The organism is Clostridium sp. MCC328, assembly GCF_018785465.1.
Classification (GTDB): domain Bacteria; phylum Bacillota; class Clostridia; order Lachnospirales; family Lachnospiraceae; genus Pilosibacter; species Pilosibacter fragilis.
Window position 1 is genome coordinate 1 of record NZ_WQPW01000119.1, and the last position, 222, is coordinate 222.

The following is a 222-nucleotide window of genomic DNA, read 5'->3' on the forward strand; positions in this document are numbered from 1 at the left end:
TGCTCGAATATGACAGCATTGAGGTGGACGATAATGTGGCCAAGATCAGCCTGGTGGGCGCCGGTATGATGACGCATGTGGGCGTGGCCTCCGATATGTTCGAGGCGCTGTATGATGCAGGTATCAATATCCAGATGATTGCTACATCCGAGATTCGTATTTCGGTATTGGTGAACAAGGACGATGCAAACCGCGCCATCAAAGTGGTGCACGATAAGTTCT

Annotated in this window: 1 protein-coding gene; it reads left to right on the top strand. The window is 50.5% G+C overall.

Annotated features, from left to right (window positions below; translation table 11 throughout):
* Nucleotides 1-35: 35 nt before the first annotated feature.
* Nucleotides 36-222, top strand: a 187-nt coding sequence (locus GPK83_RS14760) for an ACT domain-containing protein (RefSeq protein ID WP_345941828.1), incomplete at its 3' end; no start/stop codon positions are given.